This is a genomic window from Streptomyces camelliae, from assembly GCF_027625935.1.
Taxonomy (GTDB): domain Bacteria; phylum Actinomycetota; class Actinomycetes; order Streptomycetales; family Streptomycetaceae; genus Streptomyces; species Streptomyces camelliae.
This window is the reverse complement of the sequence record NZ_CP115300.1, coordinates 7,314,467-7,329,688: the sequence shown is the minus strand read 5'-3', so window position 1 is coordinate 7,329,688 and position 15,222 is coordinate 7,314,467. Positions and strand designations below refer to the sequence as shown.

Annotated in this window: 15 protein-coding genes; all 15 read right to left on the bottom strand. The window is 69.8% G+C overall.

All coding sequences use genetic code 11. The features are described 5' to 3' along the window. Positions 1 to 56 precede the first annotated feature (56 nt). The 15 genes from O1G22_RS33565 to pafA all read right to left on the bottom strand — a co-directional run bounded on the left by O1G22_RS33565 (position 57) and on the right by pafA (position 15,215). Positions 57 to 1,544 (bottom strand): cytochrome P450, encoded by a 1,488-nt coding sequence (locus O1G22_RS33565; protein ID WP_270084740.1) that lies wholly within the window; start codon positions 1,542 to 1,544, stop codon positions 57 to 59. 45 nt (positions 1,545 to 1,589) lie between these two features. After that, on the bottom strand, positions 1,590 to 2,210 hold the full coding sequence (locus tag O1G22_RS33560; RefSeq protein WP_270084739.1) for a GTP-binding protein: 621 nt from the start codon (positions 2,208 to 2,210) through the stop codon (positions 1,590 to 1,592). Next, positions 2,191 to 2,613 (bottom strand): DUF742 domain-containing protein, encoded by a 423-nt coding sequence (locus tag O1G22_RS33555; RefSeq protein WP_270084738.1) that lies wholly within the window; start codon positions 2,611 to 2,613, stop codon positions 2,191 to 2,193. Before O1G22_RS33555 ends, O1G22_RS33560 begins: the two co-directional genes overlap by 20 nt. Then, positions 2,610 to 3,014, bottom strand: a complete 405-nt coding sequence (locus tag O1G22_RS33550) for a roadblock/LC7 domain-containing protein (protein WP_067134384.1) — start codon at positions 3,012 to 3,014, stop codon at positions 2,610 to 2,612. Before O1G22_RS33550 ends, O1G22_RS33555 begins: the two co-directional genes overlap by 4 nt. After that, positions 3,011 to 4,678 carry a sensor histidine kinase gene (locus tag O1G22_RS33545; protein WP_270084737.1) on the bottom strand — a complete coding sequence of 556 codons (1,668 nt, stop codon included), beginning with the start codon at positions 4,676 to 4,678 and terminating at the stop codon, positions 3,011 to 3,013. Before O1G22_RS33545 ends, O1G22_RS33550 begins: the two co-directional genes overlap by 4 nt. A gap of 350 nt (positions 4,679 to 5,028) precedes the next feature. Further along, entirely contained in the window at positions 5,029 to 7,881 is a 2,853-nt protein-coding gene (locus O1G22_RS33540) for a DEAD/DEAH box helicase (RefSeq protein WP_270084736.1), read from the bottom strand. 117 nt (positions 7,882 to 7,998) lie between these two features. Then, positions 7,999 to 8,943 (bottom strand): twin-arginine translocase subunit TatC, encoded by a 945-nt coding sequence (gene tatC, locus O1G22_RS33535; protein WP_270084735.1) that lies wholly within the window; start codon positions 8,941 to 8,943, stop codon positions 7,999 to 8,001. A 47-nt stretch (positions 8,944 to 8,990) separates the two neighbouring features. Then, positions 8,991 to 9,278, bottom strand: coding sequence for a Sec-independent protein translocase subunit TatA (gene tatA, locus O1G22_RS33530; RefSeq protein ID WP_225098276.1), 288 nt, complete (start codon positions 9,276 to 9,278; stop codon positions 8,991 to 8,993). Between the two features lie 235 nt (positions 9,279 to 9,513). Beyond that, on the bottom strand, positions 9,514 to 9,708 hold the full coding sequence (locus O1G22_RS33525; RefSeq protein WP_225098277.1) for a hypothetical protein: 195 nt from the start codon (positions 9,706 to 9,708) through the stop codon (positions 9,514 to 9,516). A 10-nt stretch (positions 9,709 to 9,718) separates the two neighbouring features. Continuing rightward, positions 9,719 to 9,979: a hypothetical protein gene (locus O1G22_RS33520; RefSeq protein WP_225098442.1), complete on the bottom strand. Its 261-nt coding sequence runs from the start codon at positions 9,977 to 9,979 to the stop codon at positions 9,719 to 9,721. A 176-nt stretch (positions 9,980 to 10,155) separates the two neighbouring features. Continuing rightward, entirely contained in the window at positions 10,156 to 11,136 is a 981-nt protein-coding gene (locus O1G22_RS33515) for a helix-turn-helix transcriptional regulator (protein ID WP_270084734.1), read from the bottom strand. A 15-nt stretch (positions 11,137 to 11,151) separates the two neighbouring features. Next, complete coding sequence (locus O1G22_RS33510) at positions 11,152 to 12,129, bottom strand: helix-turn-helix transcriptional regulator (RefSeq protein WP_270084733.1); 978 nt, start codon at positions 12,127 to 12,129, stop codon at positions 11,152 to 11,154. A 119-nt stretch (positions 12,130 to 12,248) separates the two neighbouring features. Continuing rightward, positions 12,249 to 12,620 carry an FKBP-type peptidyl-prolyl cis-trans isomerase gene (locus O1G22_RS33505; protein WP_270084732.1) on the bottom strand — a complete coding sequence of 124 codons (372 nt, stop codon included), beginning with the start codon at positions 12,618 to 12,620 and terminating at the stop codon, positions 12,249 to 12,251. An 85-nt stretch (positions 12,621 to 12,705) separates the two neighbouring features. Continuing rightward, complete coding sequence (locus tag O1G22_RS33500) at positions 12,706 to 13,710, bottom strand: FKBP-type peptidyl-prolyl cis-trans isomerase (protein WP_270084731.1); 1,005 nt, start codon at positions 13,708 to 13,710, stop codon at positions 12,706 to 12,708. 143 nt (positions 13,711 to 13,853) lie between these two features. After that, positions 13,854 to 15,215 (bottom strand): Pup--protein ligase, encoded by a 1,362-nt coding sequence (pafA, locus tag O1G22_RS33495; RefSeq protein ID WP_270084730.1) that lies wholly within the window; start codon positions 15,213 to 15,215, stop codon positions 13,854 to 13,856. Positions 15,216 to 15,222 lie beyond the last annotated feature (7 nt).

The window sequence follows — 15,222 nt, the reverse complement described above, 5'->3', positions numbered from 1 at the left end:
CCCGCAGCCGCCAGACGACCCCATCGTGGCGCCCCGGAACGCGCCCCCGGAACGCGCTACTCCCCCCGCCACCACCGCATCAACCGCCGCCAAACCCCCGGCCCCCGAACCGGCTCAGGCGCCGCAGGCATCGGCACCGGCATGGGCGGCACTGCGGGCCGGGGTTCGGCCGTCGGAGTCGGGTCCGAACGCCGAGTACCAGTCGGCCAACCGGACTGCTGAACCGGCGGGGCCCCATGGCGCGGCGCGACGTCGACGTCCTGCTGCGGCTTCGGCTCGAAGCGCACCGGCAGCGCCACCAGATGCCGGGAGGCGATGGACGAGCGCCAGCGCAGGTCCTCCTCCGGGCAGTCGAGCTGGACGTCGGGCAGTCGCATCAGCAGCGCGTCGACACCGACGTCGGCGATGGCACGGCCGATGTCCTGGCCGGGGCACTCGTGCGGGCCGCCGCCGAAGGCGAGATGCGAGCGGTTGCCCTGCATGCTCGCGGACAGGTCCGGGCGGATCCGCGGGTCGAGGTTGCCCGGCGCAGGCGCGAAGAGCAGGCCGTCGCCCTTGCGGATGCGCTGCCCGCCCAGCTCGGTGTCCTGCTTGGCGTAGTAGCCGAAGACGGTGCTGAACGGCGGCTCGTCCCACAGGGACTGCTCGATCGCCTCCGGCACCGTCATCTGGCCGCCGCTGAGCTGGGCGCGGAAGCCCGGCTCGGTGAGGACCATGCGCAGCGCGTTGGCAAGCAGGTTCGCGGTGGCCTCGTAGGCCGCGAAGAGGACGAGCCGCAGGTGCTCGCGGACCTCGTCGTCGGTGAGCCCGGCCGGGTGGGTGACGAGGTGACTGGTGAAGTCGTCGTCGGGCAGGGCACGGCGCCGGGTGGTGAGCCGGCTCAGCGCCTCCATCACATAGGTGTGGCTCTGGATGGCGGTCTCGGTGCCCTTGAGGGCGTCCCGGGCGGCCTGGACCATCCGGTCGTCGTACTCCTCGGGCATGCCGAGGATCTGGCACATGACGGCCATCGGCAGATGCTCGGCGAACTGGGAGACCAGATCGGCCCGGCCCCGTTCGCAGAACCGGTTGACCAGGCTCTGGGTGTAGCGGCCGATGTGCCGGCGCATGCTGCGGTGGTCGATGGTGTCCATGGCCGCGGTGACCGCCGCGCGCAGCCGCTGGTGCTCGTCGCCCTCGGCGTGCGAGCAGATCGGCTGCCAGGCGATGTGCGGCATGAGCGGGTGGTCGGGCTTGACGGTGCCGTCCAGCAGCGGGGTCCAGATCCGGCTGTCGCGGGTGTACACGGAGGAGCTGCGGACCATGTGGATGTTCTCGGCGTGCCCGAGGACCACCCACATCGGCACGTCGTCGTGGAGCAGCGCGGGGGCCACGGAGCCGTGTTCCTCCCGCAGGCTCTCGTAGAGGACGCCCAGGTCCTCGGCGTCGGGGCCGTAGAGCCGGCGCAGTCCGCCGGGGCCGAGGCCGTGCGCGGGGCAGCCCGGCGGCGGGCCGGAGACAGGGTCGGTGTCGGTGTCGGTCAGGGATCGGGGTTCAGACGTCACGGTGTCGCTCCGGAACGAAAAGATGCGGGGGTCGGTCGGTGGGGGTCAGGTGAGGGCGCCGGACAGGGCGATGGAATGCAGGAAGCGCATCAGGGTCAGCAGCACGTCCTTGCTGGACGCCCGGCGCCGTACGTCGCACTCGACGATCGGGATCTCCGGGGTCAGGTCCAGCGCGGTGCGCAGTTCCTCGACCGGGTAACGGGGCGCGTCCGGGAAGGTATTGACGGCGACGACGAAGGGCACACCGCGCTCCTCCAGCCGGCCCATGACGTCGAAGCTGACCTCCAGCCGCCGGGTGTCGACGAGGACGACCGCGCCGAGCGCGCCTTCGAACAGGCCGTTCCACAGGAACCAGAAGCGTTCCTGGCCGGGGGTGCCGAACAGATAGAGCACCAGCTTGTCGGTGATGCTGATGCGGCCGAAGTCCATGGCCACGGTGGTGGCCGTCTTCGATTCGGAGCCGTAGTTGTCGTCCACGCCGATACCGGCCTGGGTCATGGTCTCCTCGGTGGTCAGCGGCCTGATGTCGCTGACCGAGCCGACCATGGTGGTCTTGCCGACACCGAAGCCGCCCACGATCACGATCTTGACCGCGGACTGCGCCGTGTGCGGCAGATGATCCTCCGTGCGCGGTCCGGGGATCGTGTCAGAGCCGTTGAAGTCCATGCATCACCGCTTCGAGGAGTGAACGGTCGGGGAGCGCCTGGCGGACGATCGGGGCGCGCGCCTGCACCAGTCCCGTCGTGATCATGTCGGTGATCAGTACGGTCATCGCGCTGAACGGCAGGCTCAGATAGGCCGACAGCTCGGCGACGGACAGGGGGGCGGCACACAGCCGCAGCACCGCCGAGTGCTCCGGCGAGGCGTCCGGCTGGGGTGCGGAGCGCGCCACGATTAACGTCACGAGGTCGAGTTCGGCGCGTGCGCCGTCCTCGGATTCGGCGAAGGCGTAGAGCCGTTCGGGGTTCTTGGGCTCGGCCTGGCCGTCCGCCGTCTTGGGCGCGGACGGCTTCGGCAGCGAAGGGGGCGGCGGGAGCGGCTGGCGCCGTTTGCGTCGTGGAGGAGTCATACGGTCTGCCCGTTCCGCCGGGGCGGACTGGTGAGGTGGGCACCGATCCGCACGACGAGGTCGCGCATCATGCCGCTCATCCGGCCGGGCTCGCAGGTCACGTCGGCGAGTACGGCGAGGAAGGCGTTGTCACCGGCGTTCATCAGGTAGAAGTAGCCGCCGTCGATCTCGAAGACGACGACCTGCATGTCACCGGCGCCCGGGAGCTCCTGGATGATGGCGCCGGCCAGGCTCTGCACGCCCGCGCAGGCGGCGGCCACCCGGTCGGCGGCGTCGGGGTCGCCGCCGTAGCGGGCGATGCGCAGTCCGTCGGCGGAGAGGACCACGATCATCTCGATGCCCGGCACGCCGTCGTTGAGTTGCTTGAGCATCCAGTCGATGTTGCCGCGCTGCTGGATCACTTGAGGTCCCCCTCGTCGTCGGCCTCGGTGGCGCCCTCGACGGGCTCGTCCGGGTAGTCTTTGAGCAGGTGCACGTACTTTTCCGGGTGCCTTGTGAAGTCGGTCAGTTCGGGCCCGGTGGCGCCCTCGGGCATGCCCTCGCGCAGGCCGTTCCAGAAGTCCTCGATGCCCTGACCGATCGGCCGTTCCCGGAGCTTCTTGATCTCGGGGTCCAGCTCGGGCTCCGGTTCGGGCTTGTGCTGCGACCAGATGGTCGGCCTGCCCTCGCGCTCGGCGCGCTCGATCTCGGCCTGCTCCGCGTAGCGCTGGCTGAGCGGGGTCTTCACCTTGCTGCGGCGCTGCGGCAGACCGCCTGCCGTCCACTCGGTGACGATGGGGACGTCGTCCTCCATGGAGATGCCGGCAGGGATCTTGGGGCTGGTGGGGCGGCGCCTCTTGGGGCGGCGCTTCGGGCCCTCCACGGCGCCGAGTTCCTTCATGGGGATGCCGGTGGCACCGATGCCGTGGGCGGCGCCCACGCCGGGCTCGGTGGTCGTCATGACGCGCGGCACGACGAGGATCGCGCGGACACCGCCGTACGCGGAGGCCCGCAGCGAGACCTCCATGTCGAACATCTTGCACAGGCGGCCCACCACGGCGAGGCCGAGGCGCGGGTTCTCGCCCAGGTTGTGGGCGTCGTCGCCGTTCTTGGCGTCCTCGATCATCCGCTCGACGCGGGCGCGGGACTCCTCGTTGAGGCTGACGCCGGCGTCCTCGATCTCGATGACGATGCCGGTCTGCACCTCGGTGGCGGTGACGTGCACCTTGGTGGTGGGCGGCGAGTAGCGGGTGGCGTTGTCGAGGAGTTCGGCGGCGGCGTGGATGACCGGCTCGACCGCCGTGCCCTTGATGTTGATGTTGACGATGGAGTTCAGCTGGATGCGGCGGTACTCCAGGATGCGCGACATGGCGCCGCGCAGCGTGCTGTAGAGGGAGACCGGCAGGGGCCACTGGCGGCCCGGCCGGCCGCCGCCGAGGACGGAGATGGTGTCGGCGAGGCGGCCGATCAGCGAGGTGCCGTGGTCGATGCGCAGCAGGTCGTCGAAGACCTCGGGGCTGCGGCCGTGGTCCTCCTCCATCTCCCGGAGTTCCTTGGCCTGCTGGTGGACGATGGCCTGGACGCGGCGGGCGATGGTCACGAAGGAGCGCTCGGTGGCGTCACGCATCGAGATCTCACGGTCGGCGCCGCGCAGCGCGACATGGAACAGCTCGCGGTAGATGTCGGGCAGGGCCCGCAGTTCGGGATCGGCGTCGTAGACGTCGATCAGTACGTCCCTGATGTACTGGCCGGCGCGCAGTCGCAGCAGACCTGTGGGGATGATGTCCGTGGCGAACTTGTGGATCAGCTCGTCCTGGGCGGCGATCCGGTGTTCCAGATACGCGGCGTGACGGGCGTGCTCGGTCTGTTCCTCGCGCAGCCTGCGGCCGCGGCGGGCGGCCTCTCCGCCCATGGCGAGGACCAGGAGCAGGGCCAGGGCCCCGACCGCGCCGACGACGATCCGGGCGGAGGCCGGCGCCAGGGCGATGGCCCCGCCGGTCGCGGCTGCCATCAATATGGCCGGCGGCAACAGCACGCGCGCATAGGGACGTTCACGGCGACCGGGAGGCTTCTGAACACTCACCATGGATGCCTTCTGAGACGAATCGGCTGGGTGTCGGGGGTGCTTGTGGGGGGAAGGTTCATAGAACTGTCGGGATCTATCGCATGTTTGGGAACAGGCGCACGAATTCACCTCAACTCGGTGCGCCGCGGGCGAGCTTAGTCCGACCGGATCATCGCCGTGTCATATTCGGCAAGCACCTGAAATCGCCCCCGCAACAGGAGTACGCTCGACCCCATTTACACGCTGAGCTTCCATTCGAACACATTGCGTAGTCGCATGCGGGCATGCGAAAGCAACTCACCGTAATGAGTGAAAGGGGCCGCGGATGCGACCCCTTCAGACGACCTCTTCAGACAGCGAGCGGGACGGGTTCAGCCCACGGACGAGTAGGCGACGACACCCCGCAGCACCTGATCCACGGCCTTACGGGCGGCCTTGGCCACGGTCGAGCCCTCCACAGGAGCCGCCGCGGAGATCTGCCCCAGCACGTCGATCACCTGTTTGCACCACCGCACGAAGTCGCCGGCCGGCATCTCCGCCTCGCGCAGCACCTCGTCGAGCCCCTTCCCGGAGGCCCACATGTACGCGGCCCAGGCGAAGCCGAGATCCGGCTCGCGCTGGCCGACGCCCTCGGTCTGGCTGATCCGGAACTCCTCCTCCAGACCGTCGAGCCGGCCCCAGATCCGGACCATCTCGCCCAGCGCCGCCTTCGCCTTGCCGGAGGGCAGCTTGGGGGCGAGCGCGTCGTCGCCGACCCGGGCCTCGTACACCAACGCCGAGACACACGCGGCGAGTTCGGCCGGGCCGAGACCCTCCCAGACGCCCTCGCGCAGGCACTCGCTGGCCAGCAGGTCGAGTTCGCCGTACAGCCGGGCGAGCCGCTTGCCGTGCTCGGTGACCTCGTCGCCGCGCAGATAGTCCAGCTCGGTCAGCAGGGCCACGATCCGGTCGAAGGTCCGCGCGATGGTGTTCGTACGTCCCTCGATCCGGCGCTCCAGCTGCGAGGTGTCACGCAGCAGCCGGTGGTACCGCTCCGCCCAACGGGCGTGGTCCTCACGGTCGTTGCAGCCGTGGCAGGGGTGCGCGCGGATCGCCGTGCGCAGCCGGGCGATCTCGCGGTCGTCGGCGGCCTGCGAACGCTTCTTGCGGGCCCGCTCCGGCGGGATGTGTCCGGCCTTGGTGCGCAGCGCGGAGGCGAGGTCCCGACGGGACTGCGGCGAGCGCGGGTTGAAGGACTTCGGGATCCGCATCCGGTCCAGCGGCTCGACCGGTACCGGGAAGTCCATCGACGCCAGCCGCTTGACCTGCCGTTCGGCGGTCAGCACCAGCGGGCGCGGGCCGTCGTGGTGGTCGAAGCCGCGGTGCCCGGTGGCGCGGCCGGCCGGCAGACCCGGGTCCAGCACGAGCGCGAGACCGGCGTACTTGCCCGTGGGCACGTGGATGACGTCGCCCGGCTTCAGCCGCTCCAGGGCGCCGGCGGCCTCGGCACGGCGCTGGTTGGCGCCCTGCCGGGCCAGCTCGGTCTCGCGGTCCTTCAGCTCGCGACGCAGCCGCGCGTACTCCTCGAAGTCGCCGAGGTGGCAGGTCATCGACTCCTTGTAGCCCGCGAGTCCCTCTTCGTTGCGCTGCACCTGGCGGGAGATCCCGACGACCGACTTGTCGGCCTGGAACTGCGCGAAGGAGGTCTCCAGCAGCTCGCGCGAGCGGTGCCGGCCGAACTGCTCGACCAGGTTGACCGCCATGTTGTACGACGGCTTGAAGCTGGAACGCAGCGGGTACGTACGCGTGCCCGCGAGGCCGGCCAGGTGCTCGGGGCTCATCCCGCGCTGCCACAGCACGACGGCGTGGCCCTCGATGTCGATCCCACGGCGGCCGGCGCGGCCGGTGAGCTGGGTGTACTCGCCCGGGGTGATGTCGGCGTGCTGCTCGCCGTTCCACTTGACGAGCTTCTCCAGCACCACCGAGCGGGCGGGCATGTTGATGCCGAGGGCGAGGGTCTCGGTCGCGAAGACGGCCTTGACCAGGCCGCGCACGAACAGCTCCTCGACGACCTCCTTGAAGGTCGGCAGCATACCCGCGTGGTGCGCGGCGATGCCCCGCTCCAGGCCCTCCAGCCACTCGTAGTACCCGAGGACGTGCAGGTCCTCCGTCGGGATGGAGGCGGTGCGCTCCTCGACCAGGGCACGGACCCGCTCCCGCGCCTCCTCGTCGTTGAGCCGCAGGCCCGCGTACAGGCACTGCTGGACGGCGGCCTCGCAGGCGGCGCGGCTGAAGATGAAGGTGATGGCCGGAAGCAGACCCTCGGAGTCCAGCCGCTCGATGACCTCGGGGCGGCCCGGCGTCCACACCCGCGAGCGCTGTCTGCGCTCCCGCTCCCGGTCGGCCTCGCGCATCGCCCGGCCGCGGCGGCGGTCCTGGTACGACGGTCTGGTGGCCTCCATGCGGGCCAGGCGGGCCAGGTCGGGGTTGACGGCCTTCTTGTGGCCCTCGCCCTCCTCGAACAGGTCGTACATCCGGCGCCCGGCGAGCACGTGCTGGAACAGCGGCACGGGCCGGTGCTCGGAGACGATCACCTCGGTGTCGCCGCGGACGGTGTCCAGCCAGTCACCGAACTCCTCGGCGTTGGACACGGTCGCGGACAGTGACACCAGGGTCACCGACTCGGGGAGGTGGATGATCACCTCTTCCCAGACCGCCCCGCGGAAGCGGTCCGAGAGGTAGTGCACCTCGTCCATGACCACGTAGCCGAGGCCGAGCAGGGTCTGGGAGCCGGCGTACAGCATGTTCCGCAGGACCTCGGTGGTCATCACGACCACCGGGGCGTCCGAGTTGATGCTGTTGTCGCCGGTGAGGAGGCCGACCATGCCGTCCCCGTAGCGGCGGCACAGATCGGCGTACTTCTGGTTCGACAGCGCCTTGATGGGTGTCGTGTAGAAGCACTTCTTGCCCTGCCGGAGGGCGAGGTGGACGGCGAACTCGCCCACGATCGTCTTGCCCGAGCCGGTGGGGGCGGCCACCAGCACGCCCTTCCCCGCCTCAAGCGCCTCGCAGGCCTCGATCTGGAAGGGGTCGAGGCCGAAGTCGTACATCTCGCGGAAGGACGCGAGCGCGGTGGCCTGCTCGGCTGCCCGCCTGCGGGCTGCCGCGTACCGCTCGGCCGGTGAGAGGTCCTCTGTCATCGTGCTTTCGAGCGTACCGGGCCCCACTGACAACCGGACGATCATTATCCCGATCGTGTGCTCCGCGACACCACGACGCCGGCGCCACGACGCCGACACGACGCTGCCCCCGTCCGGCCGGACGGGGGCAGCGTGCGCGGTGCGCTGAGGACGGGGGCGGGATCAGGTCACGTCGTCGTAGCCGTTGACCCGGTCCGTGCCCGGCAGCTCAGGAGCGCCACTGGCGCTCACGGCCTCCACCTCGCCGATCTCTTCGGGTGTGAGGTCGAGCTGGGAGGCTTCGTCGTCCCCGGGGCCGGCGGCCTCCCGACGTGCCCGGCGCCGGTCGTTGAACATCGAGATCCCGACCGCGATGAAGTAGAGGACCCAGATCGGTGCGGCCAGCGCCAGCATCGTCAGCGGGTCCGTGCTGGGCGTGGCGACGGCCGCGAACGCCGTGATGCCGACGATCATGGCGCGCCACCAGCCGAGCATCCGCCTGCCGGACAGGATGCCCGTGAGGTTGAGCATGACGAGCAGCAGCGGCATCTCGAAGGCGAGGCCGAAGACCACCACCATGCGTGTGACCAGGTTGAGCAGGTCGTCCAGCGGAAGCAGGTTGTCCACCCCGGAGGGCGTGAAGTCGATGAGGACCTTCGCCGTGGTGGGCAGCACGTTGTAGGCGAGGTAGCCGCCGCCGAGGAAGAGGGGGAAGCCGAAGCCGACGAACGCGTAGGCGTACTTCTTCTCGTGACGGTGCAGGCCCGGCGCGACGAACGCCCACAGCTGGTAGAGCCAGACCGGGGCGGCCATCACGATGCCGGCCATGAGGGACACCTTCAGCGCGAGCGTGAAGGGCGCCAGCAGACCGTTGATCGTGATCCGGGCGCACGTCTCGTGTTGCTTCGACTTCGCCAGTTCCTCGAAGGACTGCGAACACCCCACCGAGTGCAGCACCGGCTTGGTGAGGAGATTGATGATGTCCTTGTAGAAGAAGGCGGCCACGACCGTGACGATCAGGATCGCCAGGACACCCTTCGCGAGCCGGTTGCGCAGCTCACGCAAGTGATCCGCGAGAGGCATCCGCCCCTCGGGATCCGTCTCCTTCTTGCGGGCAGACTTGAGCAACCCACATCCTCATCTCGTGCAGCGGACCGGATGCCCCGGTCCTCGCGTCAGCGCTGGGTGGTCGTGTCCGTCGGCTCGTTGACCGGCCGGGAGCTGGTCACGTCGCCGGGCGCGGCCTGGATCGTGCGCTGAGCCGGGGACTGCTCCTCGGCGGGCTGGGCGGAGGCGGTGGACTGCTTGCCGTCGTCCTTCATCGCCTTGGCCTCGCTCTTCAGGATGCGCGCGGACTTGCCGAGCGAGCGAGCCATGTCCGGAAGCTTCTTGGAGCCGAACACGAGGACGATCACGAGAACCAGGAGCACCAGGTGCCACGGCTCAAGTGCGTTGCGGAACATAAGTCTTCACCTTCTCACTGAGGCGGGCGGCTGGGCATGGCCGACGGGTCGGACAAGTGTCTGACCATCGTGCTGGCAGCGATCGTAACGCCCAGGGGTGAACGTAGAACAATCCCCGTGCATACTCCCGCTCTCTGCGGACCGCGCCTCGTTTCCGGGCCGCGACCAGCAGCGTACCTGGCCGGACCGGCAAGGTGACAGGTCGAAGTGACCCAAAGCGCACGGCCTGCGGTGATCAGAGCGCATCGACAGCACGGGCCGTGCTGACGGCCGCCCGCTCCAGATCCTCCGCCGCCCTGTTGATACGGCGCGCGGAATCGGCGACCTGCTGCCCGAGGCGCCGCGCCTCCAGGAAGACCCGGACGGCGAGCACCCCCAGGACAGCGAGACCCAGGAAACCCACGGCTACCGCGAACATCGGCCAGAACATGACGTCGAGACTAGACGGTGGAGTGCAGGCGCAGCGTCCTGACCCCACCGCCGGTGAGCAGCTCGACGATCCGCTCCCCGGCGGGCTTGCGAACGGCGGCACCGCAGTCGGGGCAGGTGAAGGAGTAGAACGTCGTACGGCTGGACGCGCCGATGGCGAGGCGCAGTGCGCTCGCGGCCAGCTCGAAGCGGCCTCGGCAGTCCGGGCAGCCCGCCTTGAACATCACGGGGACGACTCTCCTCATCCCGGCGAAGGCGGTTGCCACCGTCATCTCAGCCGCACCGGACCCGGACACCGGAGACTCGCTCACCAGCCTCGCCTCTCTCTTCTGGTCATTCGCCCGCCGTCGTGCCTTTGGTATGCCGTCGTGCCTTGGTATGCCGTCGTGCGTCTGCGGCGCCATCGTGGCTGGCTGCGCAGTTCCCCGCGCCCCTTCGGGGCGCTGCCTCACTCGGCGTACGCCGCCAACGCCTCGGCGGCCGCCCTCCGGGCGCTTTCGGCCAGCTCCGGCGGGGAGACGATCCGGCCGTCGGCGCCGAGGCGCAGGGCCAGTCGGCGCAGGGAGGCCGGGTCGGGTGTGCGCAGAGTGATACGCAGGCCGCCGTCGGGAAGCTCATCGGCGCTGTCGTGCGGGTAGTACTCGGCGACCCAGCGGCCGCCGGGGCCCACCTCGACCACGACCTCCGGGTCCTCGGCGGCTGGCTGCACCAGGGCCTCGGAGAGGTCCCGCAGCTCTATCTCGGGCGGCGCGGAAGGCTCGTCCAGGATTCTGATCTCGGCCACCCGGTCGAGCCGGAAGGTGCGCCGTGCCTCGGAGCGGCGGCACCAGGCCTCGACATAGGTGTGTCCCACGCTGACCAGGCGGATGGGATCGATCTCGCGCTCGGTGACCTCGTCGCGGGCCGGGGAGTAGTAGCGGATCCACAGCCGGCGGCGCTCGGAGATGGCCCGGTCGACGTCGGCGAAGACACCGCCCTCGGACTCGAAGGTCACCGACAGCCGGGCGCTGGCCCCGGCGGCCTCGCCGGCCGCGGCCTCCACCTTGGCGGTGGCGCGCAGCAGGGCCTGGCGGTCGCTCTCGCGCAGGCCGGGCAGGGTGGAGACCGCGCGGGCGGCCACGAGCAGCGCGGTGGCCTCGTCGGCGGCGAGCCGGAGCGGCTCGGCGGCCTCCTCGCCGAGCGCGGCCGGGTTGTGCCACCAGATGCGCTCGCCGTCGGTGTCGATGTCCAGCAGGTCGCCGCCGCGGAAGCTGGTGCCGCACATGGGCAGCAGATCGAGGTCGGCGACCAGCTCGTCCTCGGTGATGCCGAAGGCGCGGGCGACGTCCGCGATCCGGGCGCCGGGGCGCTCCCTGAGATACGTGACCAGGGAGAGCATCCGCCGGGTCTGGTCGATGGCGTTCACGGGCCTGACCGGTTTGCCTGCCATGGTTGTACTCCCCCCTCAGCCCTTGGCCACGGCGCGCAGCCGGTCCACCACGTCCGCGCGCAGCTCGGCCGGCTCCAGGACCACCACGTCAGGTCCGAACTCGACCAGCCAGGCGTCCAGACCGTGCCCGTACGGAATCTCCAACTCGTCCCAGCCGTCGCCGAGTTCCCGGACGCTGGTGGCCTTCGCCCGAAGGGGGTAACCGGAGCCGGAGCGCAGCCGGATCAGCGCCGTGCGGTCGGCGATCTCCCCGGCCCAGCTCGCCACGGTCTCGCGTACGGTGACGACGTCCGGCACGGGGGCGGTGAAGCCCGTGCCGCGCGAGCGGACCCGGCCGGTGATCCGGGAGAGCCGGAAGACGCGCTCGGCGCCCCGGTCGCGGTCGAATCCGGCCAGATACCAGTGCCCGCGCCAGCACTCCAGGGCCCAGGGCTCCACGTGCCGGGGCTCGGGGCGGGCGGCGGAGGCCTTGCGGTACTCGAAGACGACCGGGCGGCGGTCGCGGCAGGCCAGCATCAGGGGCTCGAAGGCGGTCTCGTGGACCGGGATGCGCGGTTCCAGGGCGCCATGCGCCTCGTAGGGGTCGACGTCCTCGGGCAGTCCGGCGGCGCGCAGCTTCTGCAGGGCGCCGCTGGCGGCACCGGCGAGGCGGGCCTGCTGCCACACCTTGGCGGCGAGTCCGAGCGCCGCGGCCTCCTCGGCGTCCAGGGTGATGGGCGGCAGGCGGTTGCTGTCGCGGCGGGCGAGATAGCCGACCTCGCCGTCGAGGTTCTCCACGGTCTCGATGACCAGGCCCAGCTCGCGCAGGTCGTCCTTGTCCCGCTCGAACATGCGGTTGAAGGAGTCGTCGCTGCCCGCCCCGCCGGTCTGCGCCCTGGCGGCCTCGACGTATGCCTCGATGGAGTCCCGCAGCTCACGCTTGCTGAGCGGCCGCCGTGCCCCGAGCAGGCACAGCGCGAGGTTCATCAGCCGCTCTGCCTTGGCAATGGCCATCGACGCCCTTCGCCTCCCCTTTTCATGCTTCCGACCGATGACCGTACCGCTCCTCGGTGCGGTGGCAAAAGCGAGGGCCCATGCCCGGGCAGGCATGGGCCCCGAGTGATCGGATCCGATCAGACGGCGATGAGGTCCACCACGAAGATCAGCGTCTCGCCGGCCTTGATCGCCGGGGTCGGGCTCTGGTCGCCGTAGGCGAGGTGGGCGGGGATGGTCAGCTGGCGGCGGCCGCCGACCTTCATGCCCTGGACGCCCAGGTCCCAGCCCTTGATGACGCGGCCCCCGCCGAGCGGGAAGCGGAACGGGGTGCCCCGGTTCCAGCTGGCGTCGAACTCCTCGCCGGTGCTGTAGGAGACGCCCACGTAGTGCACGGTGACGGTCTGGCCCGCCTGCGCGACCTCGCCGTCGCCCTCCCAGATGTCCTTGATCTCAAGGTCGGCCGGGGCCGGGCCCTCCGGGAAGTCGATCTCGGGCTTGTCGATGCTCACGTCAAAAGCTCCTGCTTGTGTACGACACGAATCGCGGACAGTCTTTCATCTCCACAGGCGTCCCGCCCGCCTCGGGCACCGGGCGCTACATCGCCGCGAGGATGTCCACCGTGAACACGAGGGTGGAGCCCTTCTTGATGACACCGCCGCTCGGCGGGGTGTTGCCGTAACCCAGCTCCGGCGGGACGACGATCAGCACCCGGCTGCCGATCTTCTTGCCGGTCAGACCCAGTGCCAGGCCCTTGACCGTCTGCTGCATCTGCTGCAGGGAGAACTGGGCGAGCCGGCCCGAGCCGTACGTCCGCTCGAAGGTCTTGCCGCTGTCCCAGACCAGGCCCTGGAACTGGCACAGGACCGCCTGGTCGGCCTTGAGCTCGGCGCCGTCGCCCTCCAGGACATACTCGGACACGAGCTTCTTCGGCGGGGCGGTCTTCGGGACCGTGACCTTCGGGACGTTGCCGTCGGTGTCGGTGGCCACCTTGGGCAGGGCCGCGTCGGTCTGCGCGACCGCCTTGCCGTGCGCGGAGCTCTTGGAGTTGAAGGAGTCGATCAGGTCGATCACGAAGACCAGCGTGTCCGTGCCCTTGATGCCCGCCTGCGCGTTGCCCGACGTGCCGTAGCCCCAGGTGGGCGGCACGGCGATCTCGATGCGGCTGCCGGTCTTCTTGCCCATGAGCGCGTACCGCCAGCCGTCGATGATGCTGCCCTGGGCCAGCTGCATCACCAGCGTGCTCTTGCGGTCGTAGGAGTTGTCGAAGACCTTGGCGGTGTCCCAGATCTGGCCCAGGTAGTTGGCCTGGATGAAGTCGTTCTCGGCGACCGTGCGGCCGCTGCCCGCGATCACGGTCCTGACCGCGAGGTTCTTCGACGGCTCCCCGGTACCCTTCGCGACCGTCGGCTTCTCGCCGAACTTCGTGCCCGCCGTGATCGCCGGCAGCGGTCCCTCCACGATCTTCGGCGGGGGTGCCGTGGACACCGAGGGCGTCGGCGAGGCGCTCGCCTTGCTGGAGGCGGACTTGTTGTCACCGCACGCGGAGAGGGTGACCAGTCCCGCGGGTACGGCGGCGAGGAGGAGTGAGCGTCGGCGCACGGAAGGGCCTCGTAATCGGTCGATCTTGTGGATTGGCGTGCGCGCAACTCTACGACGCGAGAAGGGCGCCGTACGGGAAACGTACGACGCCCGTGTGGCGTTCCGGCAATTCGGTGCGGAAACGCTTGACTCGCTTGTCTTCGTCACATTCCGGCGATGAGCTTCTCCACCCGGTCGTCCACGGAACGGAACGGGTCCTTGCACAACACGGTGCGTTGTGCCTGGTCGTTGAGCTTGAGGTGGACCCAGTCGACCGTGAAGTCCCGGCGCTGTTCCTGGGCGCGGCGGATGAAGTCGCCGCGCAGCCTGGCCCGAGTGGTCTGCGGGGGAACCGACTTGCCCTCGAAGATCTTCAAGTCGTTGCAGATCCGCGCGGCTTGGCCCTTGCGCTCCAGCAGGTAGTACAGGCCGCGGCGGCGGTGGATGTCGTGGTAGGCGAGGTCTATCTGCGCGACCCGCGGGTGCGACATGGTCATGTTGTGCTTGGCCCGGTACCGCTCGATGAGCTTGTACTTCATGACCCAGTCGATCTCGGTGGCGATGCGGTCCAGTTCCTCGGTCTCGATCGCGTCGAGGGTGCGGCCCCACAGCTCCAGGACCTGGGCGACGGTGCCGGTGCGGATGCCGCGGCGGTCGCAGAAGTCCACGGCCTTGTCGAAGTACTCGCGCTGCACCTCCAGCGCGGAGGCCTCCCGGCCGCTGGCCAGGCGGACCTTGCGGCGGCCGGTGATGTCGTGGCTGACCTCGCGGATCGCCCGGATCGGGTTTTCCAGGGTCAGGTCGCGCATCACGGTGCCCGCCTCGATCATGCGCAGCACGAGGTCGGTCGCGCCGACCTTGAGCAGCATGGTCGTCTCGGACATGTTCGAGTCGCCCACGATGACGTGCAGCCGGCGGTAGCGCTCGGCGTCCGCGTGCGGTTCGTCGCGCGTGTTGATGATGGGCCGCGAGCGGGTCGTGGCCGAGGAGACGCCCTCCCAGATGTGCTCGGCGCGCTGGCTGACGCAGTACACGGCGCCGCGCGGGGTCTGGAGCACCTTGCCGGCGCCGCACAGCAGCTGCCGGGTGACCAGGAAGGGGATGAGGATGTCCGCGAGCCGGGAGAACTCCCCGTGCCGGGCCACCAGATAGTTCTCGTGGCAGCCGTAGGAGTTGCCCGCCGAGTCGGTGTTGTTCTTGAACAGGTAGACGTCGCCTGCGATTCCCTCCTCGTGCAGGCGTCGTTCCGCGTCCACCAGGAGTCCTTCGAGAATGCGCTCGCCGGCCTTGTCGTGGGTGACCAGTTCGATCACGTTGTCACATTCGGGGGTCGCGTATTCCGGATGTGAGCCCACGTCGAGATAGAGCCGGGCGCCGTTTCGCAGAAAGACATTGCTGCTGCGGCCCCATGACACGACACGGCGGAAGAGGTACCGCGCCACCTCGTCAGGCGACAGGCGGCGCTGTCCCCTGAACGTGCACGTGACGCCGTACTCGTTCTCCAGCCCGAAAATGCGGCGGTCCATGACTGAA